Annotated in this window: 1 pseudogene; it reads right to left on the bottom strand. The window is 62.1% G+C overall.

The window, feature by feature from the left end:
* Positions 1 to 209: 209 nt before the first annotated feature.
* A pseudogene (locus HP507_RS17635) lies at positions 210 to 338 on the bottom strand (IS30 family transposase); the annotation flags it as partial.

Genomic DNA, 338 nt, shown 5'->3' on the forward strand with positions numbered 1-338 from the left:
CCTCCTGGTCACCGGCAGACGTGCGACCAATGCGGAACGCCGTCGCGGAACGCATCGAACGAGAGCTCACGCAGCCGTAGCGACCGGCCTACCCGACACCAAGCGAAGCCAGAAGCACGACACAGAACGAAGCTGCTCACACATCTGAGACAGACAGAACTGCGTCAAGGACAGGCTCTGACCACTCGTCCGTTGAAGGACCGGCGGTTTCAAGGGGTCGTTGCAACGGGTGGTTGTTTCGGGTCCGAGAGTAGCTGTTCGAATGCTTCTGCAGGGCTGCGGTAGTCGAGGGTCTTGCGGGGGCGGCCGTTGAGTTCAGCCGCGACTTCGAGGAGCCG

Origin of the sequence: Curtobacterium pusillum (assembly GCF_013359865.1) — a bacterium.
GTDB lineage: Bacteria > Actinomycetota > Actinomycetes > Actinomycetales > Microbacteriaceae > Curtobacterium > Curtobacterium pusillum.